This is a genomic window from Shewanella woodyi ATCC 51908, assembly GCF_000019525.1.
In the GTDB taxonomy this organism is placed as follows: domain Bacteria; phylum Pseudomonadota; class Gammaproteobacteria; order Enterobacterales; family Shewanellaceae; genus Shewanella; species Shewanella woodyi.
Map to the genome: position 1 here is coordinate 3,574,156 of NC_010506.1, position 15,754 is coordinate 3,589,909.

Here is a 15,754-nt window from a genome sequence, read left to right on the forward strand (position 1 = left end):
AAATATGAGAAAAATTATAAGAACATGGAGCAGATAATGAAGATCCACAAGAGAAGCTTACTAGATTCAGCAATTAAGCATGCACTATTTGTTGGCGCAGTATCGATGCCAATGCTCAGTTTTGCGGCTGAACAAAGTGAAACGACACCAAGCCTTGATACCGATGAAGTAGAAACGATCCAAGTTCGCGGGATCCGAGGCAGTGTGATCAAATCACTTAACACTAAACGCTATTCTAATTCAGTTGTCGATGCGGTGACCTCAGAAGATATTGGGAAATTTCCCGATCAAAATGTTGCCGAATCACTTCAACGTGTCACAGGTGTTTCCATCACACGTAACTTTGGTGAAGGTGAACGTGTCAGCATACGCGGAACAACAGAGAGTCAAAACAGAACTTTATTAAATGGACAAGCTGTTGGCTCTGCGGATTGGTGGACTAACTCTCCCGCTAACCGTGGTTTTAACTACACCATGCTCCCCTCCGAAATCGTATCTGGTTTAGAGGTTTATAAGTCGCCAGAAGCGGATATCGACGAAGGCTCAATTGGTGGTACTGTCATTGTCAGAACCCGCAAACCACTAGAGCTCGAGTCCAATAAATTTGCAGGCTCCGCATTAGCGCAATACAGTGAAATATCTGGTGAAACCGACCCTCAGCTTTCAGGTATGTACAGCTGGAAAAACTATGATGAAACCTTCGGGGCACTTATCTCTGTGGTTCGTCAAGAGCGTAACCTAAGACGCGATGGGATTGAATCATGGAGTTGGACCGACAGAGATATCACTCTCGAAGATGGTACAGTATATAAAGATGTCTACAGCCCAGGGGGCGGTGGCTCGGCTATGTTCCAGCAAGAGCGTGTCCGTACGGGTATCAATCTCAGCCTGCAATATCGCCCAACGTCGAACTTAGACATGACATTTAATGCATTAGATTCGACCCTCCAAGCTGATAATGAAAACCAAAACTTCCTCTGGTTACCTGGTTACGGTGACTCTCAATACACCTCTGTCGATCTCATCGAGCATCCAGAAGTGGGAACCATGCTCACCGGCGGCACCATAGGGTTGTCACCTACAGGTGATAATATCTTAGATGAAACTAAGGTCAGAAACTCTAAACTTAAAACCAAGTCCTATGATTTTAAAATCGATCATATTGGCGATCTCTGGAGCTCAAGTGTCCATTTAGGCTACACCGAAGGCACAGGTGGCTCTCAAGCAGACCGAAGCGTTGGTTGGGGCGGTAACTATGTACACAGTTTCGACGCCTCCTCTGCACGAGATGTTAAAACCCACTATGGTGCCAACCCTGCCGATGGCAGTAAATGGGATCTTAACTTCCTGCGCTATGATAGAAATGACGCCAAAGATGACGAGTTCTATATTCAAGCCGACTTTGAACGAGATATCGATCTGGCTATCTTTAGCAAAATAAAGTTTGGTGCAAAATATCGCGATCACTCCCGTTTCAACACGAAACAAACCACGGATAACCGTACAGATCTTGGATGGAACCTTGCAGATTACTCCCTGCCTATGCCATCAGACTTCCTTGAACATCAAGGTTCAAGCGGCACCTTAAAAGACTACGCCATTACAGATTCTGACAAGGTACGTAGCGAAGGCGATGCACTAGGTTGGAACTATCGAACCTTAGAGGCAAGTACCTTCGACATAGGTGAGAAAATCTACGCCGCTTACGTTAAAGCCGATATCGATGTGGAATACCTTCGAGGCAATATAGGTGTGCGTATCGTGCAAACCAACCAGTCTTCCTCAGCGTTTGTCGGTGAAGAGGGACAAGGAGTTTGGACAACAACAGATAAAGATTACTTGGAAATTCTGCCAAGCCTAAACTTAGCCGTTGACCTTGATGACGATGTTATCTTAAGAATGAGTGCATCGCGCGTCATGTCGCGTCCAAATTATGTGGATATGACCTCATCAACCTCCTATAACCTAGAAACCCAAACGGGTACAGGCGGTAACCCAGATATCGACCCATATCTAGCGACTCAGTTTGACCTTGGTGTTGAGTGGTACTTCAATGAAGCGGGTATCTTCTCTGCCATGTTATTTCACAAAGATATCCAATCCTTTATTGAACAAAAAGGCAATCTAGAGATCCATGAAAACACTGAGATCTTAGTCAATCGCCCCATTAATGGAAACGGCGGAACCATCATGGGGCTAGAGCTAGGCTATCAGCAGGAGTTATTTGAGAACTTTGGTATCTCAGCAAACTACACCTTTGTTGATGGTGAAGCAAAAGACGGTGAAGGCAATGATGTCACTATACCTGGTAACTCAGAGCATACAGTGAACTTAAGCTCATATTATGAAAATGAGGACTTCAGTGGCCGGATCTCATACAACTACCGCACAGGCTACGACACAGGTTTAGGATGGCCAGGTTACATCGATGACTACGGTCAACTCGATGCCAACATTAGCTATCAAGTTACTGACAATATCACCATTGTGCTTGAAGCCATTAACTTAACAGACGAACAAACATTCAGCTATCAACAAGAGGGGGTAGACCAAGCACTAACCGGCCTCTACGCAGATGGCAGACGATTTGTCACAGGAGTACGTTTTAATTTCTAGTTGCGACTTTTATCCTCCTTAGTTGTTTCAAGGGGGAATCTCTCCCCAAGGAATGGACCTCCCTTTCCATCTCCTTGGTTACACGAGTTTTAGGGTCATGTCTAAAACTCGTGGTTTTTTTTCTAAGCTAACCATTAAACCTAGAAAACCTCTCGTTTTGCTAAAAATTAATCAAGCATTCACTAATTAAACACAGTAGAATAGTAAACAGAAAGCAACTATTTTGTTAAGGTTCTTAGAGCTATAACAGTAATTAACAGGTCCAAACCTCAATGGCACCAACGAATAGCCGATAACCTTACGACGATGATGAAATTTTACCTTTCAATTATCATTTTTTTATCGCTGGTATTCTCCTCAAACTCCAGAGCGGACTTGTTGTCGGCAACACTTGAGTACAATAAAGGTAACTATCTCTCCTCCTATCAAGAGTTCCACCGACTGGCCCAACTGGGTAACCGTGATGCCATCTTTAACATAGGCGTAATGTACCTTCATGGCCAAGGGGTCGAAAAAAACCTAACCTCAGCTCACTCCTGGTTTCTACTTGCTGCAGACTTTGGTGTCGACGAAGCACGCTCTGCAGCTAGATTGATTGAGGTAGAGGTCGATGACCAAGAGGGACTTGATAGAGATTACCAGCTATTAAATCAAAAATTTAGCTACACTATATTCAGTCGTGATCTGCAACCCATCTTCAGTCCCATTCAATATAATGATGATAAACAGCCTAAGCGAACCTATACCTTAGATGCGAAATATCCCCAAGAGGCCTATGAGCAAGGTCAAGAGGGCTGGGTCTGGCTAGATTTTGATATTGACCAATCAGGAGCTGTCAAAGATGTTGAGATTTTAGACTCCTTCCCCGACAACACCTTTAACCGTGCCATCTATAACGCAGTTCGCCGCTGGCGCTACGAGCCCTATATGGTTAATGGCAAGGCTCAAATTTACCGTAACCGTTCACTCATCTATCACTTCACCACATTTAAAGGCAAGCGCTACCAAGAGAGCTTTGCCAGTCAAAAGCGTGAATACCAGAAGAAAATTAACCAGTTAATTGACAGTGCAGAACAAGGCAATGCCATTGTACAGTACTATATTGCTAATTGGATGATAGCCGATGAGCACAATGCGACACGCCTGCTCAAGTTTCATTGGAGTGATGACAATGCAGGCTCTCAACTCCTGCTCTCCTCTGCCAGTAATGGTTACTCCAACTCACAATATCGTTTAGGTTCCAGTCTATTACGTGGGGAATATACACAAGCAAGTCGCCAAAAAGGATTAAATTGGATCTTGCTTGCGGCTCAAGGGGGATTTATTCATGCTCAATATCGACTGGCTAGAGAACTTTTAGATAGGCAGCATGTAGAGTTTGATCAGGAAAAGTCCCAGCGATGGATGAAAGCTGCCGCCGACAATGGTCACTTCAGAGCTATCCGAGATCTGGTCAATCAAGGTATTGATGCTAAAGATTTTACCAGCTCTCTGCACTACCTTAAATTAGGTTTGAAACAGGATGACTCTCACCCAGATCTTCTCTTGGCTCAAGCAAAAATCTTTAAGCATCAAGGGCAACACGCTCTGGCGGTAAAAAAAGCACAACAAGCCTTAAAGGAGGCAAAAGATAGAGGCTGGTACACACAAGAGATCAGTCAATACCTTCAAAGCTTAAACTAATCCTGTCTTTAACATCGTTTATTTTCTTTTTCAGCTTTATTTATCTAGCTCCATCTTCCTCTGTAGCAGGATATCTGTTTCAACATTTTCAACTTTAGAGTAAACCACCCGTTTGCCATCATCCGATGCACTAACACTTAAGGTCAAAGCAAAATCCTGCTCATGGTTACCAATATGACTTATCAAGCGGTTATGGTTAGTATCAAATTCATAATAATAGAGCTTAAGTAACAAGCCTTGCCTCACCACATAATAGATCCCCTGCTCTGTGATAGCTGGACGATACAAGCTTAAGGAGGGCTGAAGATCATAAAGCCCAAGCTCTGGAGCAAGTTTAAGTGACAAGAAATCAGCAATGCGAGCCGAATAATTGATAAAAGAGGGGTTGAGATTTTTCATCGACACATCCTGCAACTTCCCCTTCTCTTGGCCTGTCTCCTCCACTGGTGTTGATGTCCCTAGCTGAAGATCATACATCCAGGGCTGCCACTCGCCTTCATCCAATGCAGAGAAATGGATACGTTTACCATCTGCTGACCACACCACAGCATCAAGCTGTTCATAACCAGAAACAATTGGCACCATATGTCGACTAAAGGTATTAATTAAGTAGAGTTTATCTTCTGTGTCACCTAAGAGGATATTCTCTCCATTTGGTGACCATAATAGGTAATCAGGCTTGATGTTTTCTGCAAGATTTGTGAGTAAGCTGGCCGCTTTTTTATGTTTATGCTTTAACCAGATCTCAACATGACTCAGCCCATCGGCAGCGCCACGCTGAAAGGAGACAAACGCCATCTGATCTCCCTCTTTTGACATGGTAGGTAATATATCTGTGCGAGCTGATGAGGAGACCTGTCGGCTTTTCACCTCACCACTGTTCGATTGATGATGAAGGTCGATATTATACAGGTTCACATTAACCTGCCCTTCAGAGTAAGCCAGTTGCTGGGTCACTCGATTCACGTCGATATCGGGAATAAAGCCTATCGGATCATGCACCACTTCGCTTTCACCATCGAGTGACATTAAGCGTAAGCTATTATTACCTAGCCAAAAGCTTTCATTAACGTTATGCCACTTAAGCCCCCAGTAATCTTGCTCACTGCGATCAATGACTTCACTGGTCAAATTAGCAAGGTCAACTAATCTGAGTTCAAACCACTTTTGGCGTTTTTCAACCAACAACATCAACAAGCTCTCTTTATCAATATCCATCAGCAGAGGAGAGAACTCTGGGAGATCTCGCTGCTGAACTATCTGAGGCGAGTCATCATTTGACAGACTGATCTTAGTCAATATGGCTTGATTATCTCGCCACCTGCGGCGATACAGAGTGTCACTAGATACCCAATGCATCTTTTGCCTGCTATAGCCTGGTTCACAATCTCCCAAGTGCCTATCTGGACTCAATCGCCAGGTCTCTACTGGGGTAGAGACTGACATAATGCGGATATCACAACTGAGGGGATCATGACGATAATAGATAAGCCACTGACTATCTGGAGACCATTCAGGAGCTTCTTCGCTGTACCCTGTACTTTTAATCGAATGGATAGTCTCTGTTTGTGAGTCATAGACAACCAGATCCATCTGACTGCGATTGTCTGAGATCTGACTAAAGGCCAGATAGCGTCCATCGGGAGAGTAACGCAAAAATCCCTCTGGACCAGGAACAGAGGTCAACCGAGTTTCATATTCATAGGTGGGCAGTGATAGGCTAGGTTTAGTCAACTGAAATAGACCGAACATCAATACCATGCCTAAGGCGATACCAATCAAAGCCGTCGTCGGTTTTGAGGTACGTTTAACCACGCTTAACCCTTCAAGACTCTCAGGCTCCTTAACCTCTTCAATCGTCGCAATTAGCTGATAGCCGACCCTAGGGACTGTGCGAATAAACCTAGGAGTACCTTTATCATCTTGAAGGGATTTTCTTAGCTGAGTAATGGCTTGAGAGACAGAGTTGTCACTGACAATAGTGTCATGCCATATCTCATCCATAATCAAATTACGTGATACAGCTTCACCGTGGTGTTTAATCAGTAATTTAAGCAGGGCAAGCTGCCTGGCCTCAATCTCGAGCCATTCTCCATCAATCAAGAGTTTAAGTGCGACAAAATCGACCTCAATCTCATTGACCATTACTTTACTGGAACAACTTAACGACATTTAAGCACTAAAAGCATGTTAACTATTGGTTAATTACAATAACACAGAGTAGTATGTAAGCGTGCATATTCTAAGTCGCTGTATTAGCTATATCAATAATAAATATAACAGCCTGGTGCATGCACAACTAAGAGAGGTTAAAGGGAAAACCATCTCTTAGGGAAGAATAATTAAATATAACTATAAATATTAATTAATTAGCTCACGATTACAGGGTGCCTTAGACCGGTTTTATCCCAGTTAAGCAGTGGCTAAAATTGTAGTATCAGGATATTACTATGAGCATCTCATCTCTGCGCTATCTACTCCCTGTGTTGTTACTCCCTGTAACAACTCAAATCACTTATGCCAATCAAGCAGGCTCTGAACATAGCGATGCTGACACGCTTGAGAAGATTCAGATCCGCGGGATCCGAGGCAGTGTGATCAAGTCAATCAACACCAAACGCACCAGTGTCTCAGTGGTCGATGCCATCACGGCAGAAGATATTGGTAAGTTCCCCGACAAGAACGTAGCCGAATCTTTGCAGCGTATTACAGGTGTCTCACTGACACGAGTTCAGGGAGAGGGGGAAAGAGTCGGTGTTAGAGGAACTGCGCCTAGCCAGAACCAAACCTACATCAATGGCCAGAATATCGCATCGGCAGATTGGTGGATCTCCTCCCAGCCTAACCGAGGGTTTAACTACACTATGTTGCCCTCGGAGATTGTCAGCTCACTTGAGGTGAATAAAGCCCCCGAAGCTGATCATGATGAAGGCTCCTTAGGTGGCTCCATTAATATCAAAACTCGCAAACCGCTGGAAACAGAAAACCATATGTTTGTGGGTACGGCTCAGATGCAATACAGCGAAAGCTCTGAAGAGCTCGATCCTCAGCTATCACTGCTCTATAACTGGATTAATGAGGATGATAACTTCGGTGCACTTATCTCACTCATTCGCCATGAGAGACACCTAAGGCGCGATGGGCTCGAATCTTGGGGCTGGGCAGAGCGCAACTTTAATATAGATCAACAAGGCCGTTTATCTCAAACCCAACAAGAGAGCGCCGATCTACAAGATATTTGGAGCCCTGGAGGCGGCGGAAGCGCGTTATTTGAACAACACAGAGTACGCTCAAGTGCCATGTTATCTCTTCAATATCAGCCAGATCTGGACTGGAATATCGAATTTGAAACCCTCTACTCTCAACTCGACGCCAACAACAGCAATCAGAACTTCCTTTGGCAGCCCAGTACGGTTTACGGCAGAGGTGGAAAGATTAGTGACTACCAGATCCAAGATAACACTTTAACCTCAGCCACCTACAGCCAAGTTCCCACAGATAACCCCAGTGGCATCCCCTTCAGCACAGCGATGGAAGCGATTTGGCGCGAATCAAAAATCGACACTAGCATCTATCACCTACTCGTTGAGCATGAGTTCGATTACTGGAAAAGCCAATATCAGATTGGCTATACCCGTGCCAGTGGTGGCACCAGTGGTGACTTCACCTCTCAGTGGTCAGCCAATACTGATTTTACCGTTAACACTCAAACAGCAAGAGATATTCAAACTCAATATACCACCTCACCACTACAGGGGGATGCTTGGGCCATCAGTGAAGTGAGGCAAGACTCACACAACTCAGTTGATGATGAGCTGTTTGCTCAGATAGATTTTGAGCATCAACTCGACAGAGAGTTTATCGACTCCATAAAATTTGGTGTTAAATACAAGCGTCATACTCGGGACTTTATTCGTTACCGCTCCCGCAATGGTGGCTATCAAGGCCTTGCTGGCGACTTAGGTTGGACACTTGCAGACTTTCCCGCCAACTTCCCCGATAACTACCTAGAGGGAGTAGGCTCACTAAATACGCTAAAACGCTATGCTTATGCAGATACAGGGGCGTTAAACTCAGCTTATAACGACCTCAACTTTATCCGCACAGAGGAGAAACCAAGTAGCTTCGATATCAAGGAAAACAGCTACGCTGGCTACACTAAGGTTAATTTTTCAGGTGATAGCTACCGAGGTAACTTAGGTGTGCGTGTGGTTCATACCCAGCAAACGGCCTCAGCCTACCAACAAGTTCCCTCCGATGATGCTGATAATCTGGAGTATCTCTGGAGCACTTCAGATAAAAGCTATACAGATATTCTCCCTAGCATCAATATCGCCATGGACTGGCGAGAAGATCTCGTCTTTAGGGTCGCTGCATCGAAAGTGATGTCGAGGCCTGAGTACCACCATTTAATGCCATCGACTAACTATAATGTGACTCAAGCTCAAGGCGCAGGCGGAAACCCAGATCTGGATCCCTTCAGAGCCACCAAGTTTGATATCGCTCTTGAGTGGTATTTCGATGAAGCAGCCCTACTCTCAATTGCCCTCTTCCACAAAGATGTCAAATCCTTCATCGATATCAAACGTTATGAGGAGGAGTATGAAAATATTGAGATGATCATCAACCGTCCCATCAATGGTAGCGGTGGCACCATTAGAGGCGCCGAGCTCAGCTGGCAGCAGGAGATCATCTATGGAGTCGGCATTATCGCTAACTACACCTACATCGATGGGGAGCGTAAAGATTCTGAAACCGGCGAACATATCAAGATCCCCGGCCACTCAGATCATAGTGCTAACTTAACCAGTTACTTTGAAAATGACTGGCTGAGCACTCGTCTCTCCTACAACTACAGAACAGACTTCGCCACGGGCATAGGTGAGGAGGTAAGCGATGATATTGGCCAGCTCGATCTCAACCTCTCATTTATGCTGACGGAGCAACTCTCTCTGGTTTTTGAGGGGATTAATCTCACCGATGAGATTATTTACACCTATGAGAGGAACCAATATGCCCCCGTAGGTATCTACAGAAACGGAAGACGTTTTTATGCTGGCGCAAGATTCTCTTTTTAAGAGCGAGTAATACCGATCAGTATTAAGGCCGATAGCTAGTTCTTTTGCGGTCTTTACTGGCATGTTACACTCACTTTTTAAAAATCTTATTTAGATAGAGATCTATGAAACAACTGCTCGATTTTCTCCCCTTAGTGATCTTTTTTGCTGTCTATAAAATGTATGATATTTACATTGCCAGTGGTGCCCTTATCGCGGCGACGGCCCTGCAGCTGATAGTGACATACGCTCTGTATAAGAAAATTGAAAAGATGCACCTGATCACTTTTGTCATGGTCACCTTTTTTGGCACACTCACCCTGATTTTCCATGACGATGCATTCATAAAATGGAAAGTAACAGTGGTTTACGCTCTATTCGCCATTGCACTAGCTGTCAGTCAACTACTCAATAAACCAATACTTAAGAGTATGTTAGGTAAAGAGCTAGTGGTTGCTGATAAGATTTGGGCTCATGTTACTTGGTACTGGGTTAGCTTTTTCGTTGCCTGCGGCCTAGTCAACATCTATGTTGCCTTCAGCTTGTCACAAGAGACCTGGGTTAACTTTAAGGTTTTTGGTTTAACCGCCCTAACCTTGATCAATACAGTCATCACTGTGGTCTACCTCTTTAAAAATATGCCTGAAGAACATAAAAAAGAGCTGAATAAATAACAGCAAACACTTCCAATACTCACCCCTTATGGCCTAGCCCTAGCTGGGGCCATAAATCGAAATAAAGCTTTACTTTCAATGTAAAAAGGAATTCACCATGTGGTATATGATCTCCTCCCAAGATGTTGAGAATAGTTTAGAAAAGCGCCTTGCTGCTCGTCCAGAACACTTAGCTCGACTGCAAGAGCTGTCAGATGAAGGTCGCTTGCTGATCGCAGGTCCACACCCAGCCATCGACAATGAAAATCCAGGAGAAGCGGGCTTTACAGGCTCACTCGTGGTTGCCGACTTCAACTCCCTTAGCGAGGCTCAGGCTTGGGCCGATGTCGATCCTTATATCGCCGCAGGTGTTTATGAAAATGTCATCGTTAAGCCCTTTAAACGCGTACTGCCCTAGGAACTCACTATGAAAATTGTCTCATTTAATATCAACGGCATTCGCGCCAGATTGCATCAACTCCAGGCCCTTATCGATAGCCACCAGCCTGACATTATCGGTCTGCAGGAAACCAAGGCCCATGATGATGTATTCCCAGTGGCAGATGTGGAAGCCATGGGTTACAAGGTCCACTATCACGGTGGCAAAGCACACTATGGTGTCGCTATGCTATCTAAACTTGAGCCAGTTAAGGTACAAAAAGGTTTCCCCACTGACGGTGAAGATGCGCAGCGTCGCATGATCATGGGGACATTTACCCAAGAAAATGGCCGCCCATTAACGGTACTCAATGGTTACTTCCCTCAAGGTGAAAATATCAGCCATGAGACCAAGTACCCAGCTAAGCGTCAGTTCTATAAAGATCTAATGATCTATTTAAACGAGCACCATAGCGCAGATGAAGATATTGCCGTGATTGGTGACATCAATATTTCACCGATAGATCTCGACATCGGCATCGGTGAGCCAAATGCGAAACGCTGGCTTAAGACAGGTAAATGTAGCTTCCAGCCAGAAGAGCGTGAGTGGCTAAAAACACTGATGGACTGGGGACTGCTCGATACGTTCCGCGAACTGCACCCAGAGCGCGTTGATCGTTATTCTTGGTTTGATTATCGCAGTAAAGGGTTTGATGATAATCGCGGTCTACGTATTGACGTAGTATTGGCAACCAAATCACTCGCTGATCGCCTAGTCGAATCCGATGTGGATTACGATCTACGCGGCATTGAAAAGCCCTCAGATCACGCACCAATCTGGAGCAGTTTTAAGTAGATAAACTTTGCTTACGTAGTCGACATAAACCCCATGATTGAAGCTTTCAATCATGGGGTTTTCTTATTGCAACACTGGCTAGCGTTACCACATAAAAAATAGAACCGCGTAGAAAGCGGCTAAACTGATTTACATTACTTCACAGGCAACGAGCCATCTGTAACATCGACTCGACGACTCAATTCAGTCACTGGTGACAAAGATTCATAATTATTAGTAAAGGGTTGGAACAGTTCAAAATCCGCAGAGAAATCATATTCCTCTTCATACTCAGCTAGCGGCGTAACAGGTAACCACTCCATTGGCAGATAAGGGCTATCAACTTGCACTTGATAACCAGCTCGCCAAGCTATTTTTGCGTAGATAAAACCAAACATAGACATCAAATGTTCTGTTAACCCAAGAGCACCATCAAAGTTACGAATTTTTGCTTTTGTTACTGTTAATGTGTGCAGCGCCTGCTCCATTGCTGACACATCACCTTTAGCCAAAGCAAGATAAAACTCTTGATCTATTTGATATTTGGCCATCTTCTTTCCTGGTGGATGAGCCAAAATATACTCAGCACGTTCGCCAAGTAGCTCCCACTTGCTCTGCATAGCCAAGATCGCCTGAAATGCATGATACTCAGGGCAACCGACACGGTTTCTTACCGCTTTGCCACCCGTTACACGATATAGTGGCGAGATAAATTGGCTTTGCCAATTAATTAACGGCTCATAGTCACTCACTAATGCCATAAAATGACAAAAAGCGCCCTGCCATTCACCACTCGCACCTTGGTAGTACATCCTTTCTAGCTTTGCTGCTGTATAGGCATGTTGACGTAACTGCAGTAGATCACCATCTTGAAACCACGATAGTAAAGACTTGGCAGAACTGTAATCGCTCAATGTCAACAAGCATCCTTGCTTTGAGCCTGTATTGGTCTCAATTGCGTGTACGGCTTGACCAATAAAGTGACTAGAACACCCTATACCTTTTAACCGCTCTAGTCCTATTTCAGGGCATATTTTTGCCATAATCTTTAGTACCTTTATAAGCCTATCTCACTGGTCTGCTAACAAAGAGTATCTTGTACTCTTGTCCATTGCATCTAATTAATAGCAACAAATAACTGTTAATAAAACTCACCATGAAACACTTGTCTCAATATCCTAGCAAAACAAATAAACAGAACACCTAATATATTGTATTTATTCAAATTTATCTTATTGGCATGCTTGTTGTAATCATGGGTAAACCTTAATAAAAAGGAGAAAACCATGAGCAATAATGACCACTCTACATCTAGGCGTAAGTTTCTCAAAAACACAGGGATAGGTGTTGCAGGGACAATCGTAGCCTCCACTTTATCAGTGACGGGTTCTGTAGCAGAAGAAGCTAACAATATTAGCCTGCCGGACTCACCACACGTAAGTAAAACCTTGTTGAAAATGGCCAAGGACATCTATCCCCACGAGATGATCCAGAACAAATATTATCAAAAAATTGTCGATGATTTGGCCAAACAGCAAAAGAGGTTAATCGATGAAGGCGTTGCAATGCTTGATGAACAGAGCATTGCAAAATTGGGCTCCCCCTTCTTACAGGTCAATTACGAACCCGATAGAGTTCGCTTGTTACGTTCAATTGAAGAGACCACTTTCTTCATCAAAGTCCGTACAGCATTGATGTTTGGACTATATGACAACCCTGAACTCTTCCCTCTGTTTGGCTATCAAGGTTCATCAGTAGAAAAAGGCGGTTACCTCAACCGAGGGTTAAACGATCTTGATTGGTTAAGCGAATAATCTCACTTACAGAGGAAATAGACATGACAAATATAGCAAAATTTGCACTCGATGATGACAGTCTGGTCGTCATTATAGGCTCTGGAGCTGGCGGGGGTACTGTCGCTAACGAGTTAGCTCAAAAAGGCATAAGTTCGGTTGTTTTAGAAGCGGGTAAACGCTTTACGCTCGAAGATCTAAAAAACAATGAATGGGAGATGTTTATGAAGCTGTCATGGCTTGATAAGCGCATCTCAGCTGGAGGTTGGCACCATTCAAAAAACCACACTAACTTACCCGCCTGGATCGTTAAAGGTGTCGGCGGTTCCTCTATCCACTGGGCCGGTGTTTCTCTTCGTTTTAAGCCACATGAATTCAAAATGAAAAGTACCAACGGCAATATCGAAGGAGCAAATGTCGCCGATTGGCCAGTGACATATGAAGAGGTAGCTCCCTACTACGTAAAAGCCGAACACAAGATGGGCGTAACAGGTAAAGCAACTGATACACCTGATTTACCTGAAAGCAGCCACACAAAACTGCACCGTATCGCAGCCGAGCGCACAGGGATGACTTTTACCAATGCACCGATGGCCATCAATTCAGTGCCTAATGATGGTCGACCTGCCTGTCAGCAAATCGGCTTTTGTATGCAAGGTTGTCGTATTGGCGCCAAGTGGTCAACCATGTACACCGAGCTCCCCAAAGCTGAAGCAACAGGTTTATGTGAAATACGACCTAACTGCATGGTGTTAAAGATTGAGCACGATGAGAGTGGTAAGGCTACAGGTGTGCTTTATGTCGATAAAGACGGTAATAAGAAACTGCAAAAAGCGCGAATTGTCTGTGTTGCTGCCAACTCAATTGAATCACCAAGGCTACTGTTAAATTCAGCCTCACAGATGTTCCCCGATGGGTTAGCTAACTCATCAGGACAAGTGGGTAGAAACTACATGGGCCACGTTACTGGTGGTGTTTATGGTGTTTTTCCTGAGCCCGTTAATATGCATCGCGGCACATCAGTGCCAAGCTTAATCACCAGCGAGCAAGCGAATAAGCCTGAACGGGGTTTTGTCGCGGGATATACCCTGGAAGTGTTATCTCTCGGCTTAGGTTTCTTATCTGCCTTTTTGAAGCCTGGCACTAGTGGTTGGGGAAGAGAGATAGCTGAAGCCCTTGAGAACTACCAAAATATGGCCGGTGTATGGATTTGTGGAGAAGACCTTCCCGTAGAAACGAATCGAATCACACTGCACCCAACCGAAAAAGATCAGCATGGCCTTCCCGTCCCTGTCATCACAAAAACAGATCACAATAACGATGTAGTGATGCGCAATCATGCATATTCGCAGATGGCAAAGCTCTATAAATCTGTCGGCGCAACCAAGGTACACAACTTACCCGCTTATCCGAGTAGCCACAATATGGGAACGAACCGTATGAGTGAACACCCCTCCGATGGCGTCGTCAATAAATGGGGACAAGCACATGATGTTCCAAACCTGTTTATCTCTGATGGCAGTCAATTTGTCACCAGTGCCGCCGTTAACCCCACCCTCACGATTGTCGCGCTCGCCATTAGGCAAGCAGATCATATTGCAGGACTAATGAAAAGCGGCCAAGTGTAGTCAGTTTGTCTTTGTGGCGTTTGTGGATTCTTATCAATCTATTGCTTACCTGATTGTTTAACTTGGGTATTTACCATAAACGCCACTTTTTTATTCAGGAGAGAACAATGTTACCAACAAATGAACAACGTCGATGGATGTATCGAAATATGCTCATCAGCCGTTATATGGAAGAACGAATCGAAACCATCTATATGGAAGGAAAAAAACCCATCTTCAATATGGCCAACGGCCCTATTCCTGGAGAGATGCACCTTTCTAATGGTCAAGAGCCTTGTGCAGTAGGTGTATGTTGCCATTTAGGTACTGAGGATATCGTAACAGCAACCCATAGACCCCACCATATTGCGATTGCTAAGGGAGTCGATCTCAAAAAAATGATGGCCGAAATTTTTGGTAAAAAAACAGGATTAAGTGGTGGGCGTGGTGGCCATATGCACCTGTTTGATAAAGACGTTAACTTTGCTTGTTCTGGCATTATTGCCCAAGGTATGGGGCCCGCAGTAGGCGCGGCATTATCACGTAAACTACAACGAAAATCTGGTATTGCTATTGCCTATATTGGCGAAGGAGCCGCAAATCAGGGAGCATTTCACGAAACACTCAACTTAGCTTCTGTGTGGAAATTACCCGTCATCTTTATTATCGAAGATAACGATTGGGGGATCTCGGTGGCCAAATCAACATCCACATCAGTGAGCAAAAATAGCGACAGAGCCGCAGCCTATGGAATGCCAGGTATCTTTATAAAAGACAACTGTCCTGACCAAATATTTAGTGCGACAGCTGCTGCCGTTGAGCAGGCTCGATGCGGCGATGGCCCCACTCTAATCGAAATAAAAACCTCACGCTTAGCTGGCCACTTTATGGGGGATGCTGAAGATTATCGACCAAAAGGGGAAAAAGAAAACTTGCTTAAAAATGACCCTATCCCTACGTATCGACAAGCTCTGCTCGATGAAGATGTCATCACAATCGAAGAAGATAGCGCGCTTGTTCAAGAAACCCAGCAACTGATCGAGGATGCCATCACTTTTGCTAGAGAAAGTGACGAGCCCGCACCTGAAGAAGCATTAGAGCACGTATTCGCTCACTAGTATTCATCAACAGA

11 protein-coding genes are annotated in these 15,754 nt (G+C 44.5%); 9 read left to right on the forward strand and 2 right to left on the reverse strand.

Annotated elements, in window-relative coordinates; all coding sequences use genetic code 11:
* Positions 1–36: 36 nt before the first annotated feature.
* Both SWOO_RS15090 and SWOO_RS15095 read left to right on the forward strand, forming a co-directional pair.
* Positions 37–2,616 (forward strand): TonB-dependent receptor, encoded by a 2,580-nt coding sequence (locus SWOO_RS15090; RefSeq protein ID WP_012325530.1) that lies wholly within the window; start codon positions 37–39, stop codon positions 2,614–2,616.
* A gap of 378 nt (positions 2,617–2,994) precedes the next feature.
* Positions 2,995–4,299, forward strand: a complete 1,305-nt coding sequence (locus tag SWOO_RS15095; protein WP_229377239.1) for a TonB family protein — start codon at positions 2,995–2,997, stop codon at positions 4,297–4,299.
* 36 nt (positions 4,300–4,335) lie between these two features.
* Here the strand turns inward: SWOO_RS15095 and SWOO_RS15100 are convergent, their stop codons facing one another.
* Complete coding sequence (locus tag SWOO_RS15100; protein ID WP_012325532.1) at positions 4,336–6,471, reverse strand: winged helix-turn-helix domain-containing protein; 2,136 nt, start codon at positions 6,469–6,471, stop codon at positions 4,336–4,338.
* A gap of 278 nt (positions 6,472–6,749) precedes the next feature.
* Between SWOO_RS15100 and SWOO_RS15105 the strand changes: the two genes are divergently transcribed.
* The 4 genes from SWOO_RS15105 to xthA all read left to right on the forward strand — a co-directional run bounded on the left by SWOO_RS15105 (position 6,750) and on the right by xthA (position 11,243).
* A complete protein-coding gene (locus SWOO_RS15105; RefSeq protein ID WP_012325533.1) occupies positions 6,750–9,377 on the forward strand; it encodes a TonB-dependent receptor in 2,628 nt (875 codons plus the stop codon).
* A 104-nt stretch (positions 9,378–9,481) separates the two neighbouring features.
* A complete protein-coding gene (locus SWOO_RS15110) occupies positions 9,482–10,030 on the forward strand; it encodes a septation protein A (protein ID WP_012325534.1) in 549 nt (182 codons plus the stop codon).
* A gap of 97 nt (positions 10,031–10,127) precedes the next feature.
* Positions 10,128–10,427: a YciI family protein gene (locus SWOO_RS15115; protein WP_012325535.1), complete on the forward strand. Its 300-nt coding sequence runs from the start codon at positions 10,128–10,130 to the stop codon at positions 10,425–10,427.
* Between the two features lie 9 nt (positions 10,428–10,436).
* Positions 10,437–11,243 (forward strand): exodeoxyribonuclease III, encoded by an 807-nt coding sequence (gene xthA / locus SWOO_RS15120; RefSeq protein WP_012325536.1) that lies wholly within the window; start codon positions 10,437–10,439, stop codon positions 11,241–11,243.
* 134 nt (positions 11,244–11,377) lie between these two features.
* Here the strand turns inward: xthA and SWOO_RS15125 are convergent, their stop codons facing one another.
* The gene (locus tag SWOO_RS15125; RefSeq protein ID WP_012325537.1) at positions 11,378–12,265 is read right to left on the reverse strand and encodes an Imm49 family immunity protein; all 888 of its coding nucleotides are present in this window, start codon (positions 12,263–12,265) and stop codon (positions 11,378–11,380) included.
* Positions 12,266–12,508: 243 nt separating this feature from the next.
* Between SWOO_RS15125 and SWOO_RS15130 the strand changes: the two genes are divergently transcribed.
* The 3 genes from SWOO_RS15130 (at position 12,509) to SWOO_RS15140 (ending at position 15,740) form a co-directional block, all read left to right on the forward strand.
* On the forward strand, positions 12,509–13,036 hold the full coding sequence (locus SWOO_RS15130; protein ID WP_012325538.1) for a twin-arginine translocation signal domain-containing protein: 528 nt from the start codon (positions 12,509–12,511) through the stop codon (positions 13,034–13,036).
* A 23-nt stretch (positions 13,037–13,059) separates the two neighbouring features.
* Positions 13,060–14,643: a GMC family oxidoreductase gene (locus SWOO_RS15135; protein ID WP_012325539.1), complete on the forward strand. Its 1,584-nt coding sequence runs from the start codon at positions 13,060–13,062 to the stop codon at positions 14,641–14,643.
* Positions 14,644–14,750: 107 nt separating this feature from the next.
* Positions 14,751–15,740 carry a thiamine pyrophosphate-dependent dehydrogenase E1 component subunit alpha gene (locus SWOO_RS15140; RefSeq protein WP_012325540.1) on the forward strand — a complete coding sequence of 330 codons (990 nt, stop codon included), beginning with the start codon at positions 14,751–14,753 and terminating at the stop codon, positions 15,738–15,740.
* Positions 15,741–15,754: the final 14 nt, after the last annotated feature.